This is a genomic window from Streptomyces sp. NPDC006265 (genome assembly GCF_040613555.1).
In the GTDB taxonomy this organism is placed as follows: Bacteria; Actinomycetota; Actinomycetes; order Streptomycetales; family Streptomycetaceae; genus Streptomyces.
Map to the genome: position 1 here is coordinate 1 of NZ_JBEXSH010001423.1, position 1,352 is coordinate 1,352.

General features: G+C 75.9%; 1 protein-coding gene. It reads left to right on the forward strand.

Annotated elements, in window-relative coordinates:
- A partial coding sequence (locus ABZ281_RS49460; protein ID WP_356665409.1) for a substrate-binding domain-containing protein occupies positions 1-938 on the forward strand: 938 nt, incomplete at its 5' end.
- Between the last annotated feature and the right edge of the window lie 414 nt (positions 939-1,352).

The following is a 1,352-nucleotide window of genomic DNA, read 5'->3' on the forward strand; positions in this document are numbered from 1 at the left end:
GGGAGCGGTACGTCTCCGACGACGTACGCCGCAGGGTGCTCGCGGCGGCCGGGGAGCTCGGCTACCGCCTGAACAGCGCGGCCCGGGCCCTGGCCTCCGGACGGACCCGCTCCATCGGCGTCGTCACCCTGGGAACCGCCCTCTACGGCCCCGCGTCGCTGCTGATCGGCGTCGAGCGGGCCGCGCGGGACGCCGGCTACGCGCTCCGGGTGGTCAACACCCTGGAAGGTGATCCGGGAGGGGTGGCCGGCGCCGTGGAGTCGCTGCTGGAACAGGGCGTGGACGGCATCGTGGTCTCCGAGCCGATCGACGAGGGGCCGGTCTCCGTCAGCGTCGACGTGCCGGTCCTCGTGCTCGGCGCCCCGGCGGCCCTCGGCGGCGCCCGCACCATCGCCGCGGGCGTCGGTGCGGAACTCCTCGCCCGGGCGGCCACCGGGCATCTGCTGGACCTCGGCCATGCGATCGTCCACCATCTCGCCGGCCCGCAGCGGTGGTTCGCCGCCCGGGACCGACTGGCGGGCTGGCGCGGGGCCCTGGCCGCACGCGGCATCGCGGAGCCGGCCGTGCTGGAGGGAGACTGGTCGGCCGCGTCGGGATACGCGGCGGGCCGCGAGCTCGCCGTCCGCGGTGACTGCACCGCGGTGTTCGCCGCCAACGACGACATGGCCATCGGTGTCATCCGCGCCCTGACGGAGGCCGGGCTGCGTGTGCCCGACGACGTCAGCGTGGTGGGCTTCGACGACATCCCCGTGGCCGCCTATGTCACCCCGCCCCTGACCACCGTGCGGCAGCCCTTCGACGCCGTGGCGCGGGAGGGGCTCCGCCTCCTGGTGCAGGCGATCGAGAAGCCCGAGACAGACCAGCCGCCGGCGGCCGACCCGCCGGTCGACCTCGTCGTTCGCGCGTCCACCGCACCACCGCGTCGGGCGGTGGGCTAGGGCATGCCGCGCGTGCGGCACCGCCGCGGCGGGCTCCCGCCAAGGTCCCATTGCGCGCGTGGCACTACCGCGCCGGGGTGCCGGCCAAGGGGCCATCGCGTACGTGGCACCGCTACGTCGCGGCGCCCGCTGGGGGCTCATCGCGCACGTCGCACCATCTCGCTGGGGTGCTCGCCAAGGGCCTGTCGCGCGTTGGCACCACGGCGCCGGAATGCTCGCCAAGGGCCTGTCGCCCGCGTCCCTGAACCGCGCCGGGGGAACTCGCCAAGGGCCCGTCGTGCGCGTCGTTCCACCGGAGCCGGGGGTGCTCGCTGCCGCATCGCCGCCCCAGGGCGTCCCACCGCGGTGGAGAGCCGGCCGAGGGCCTGTCGCCCACGCCGCTTCACCGTGCCGGGTTGCCCGCCATCAGTTCAC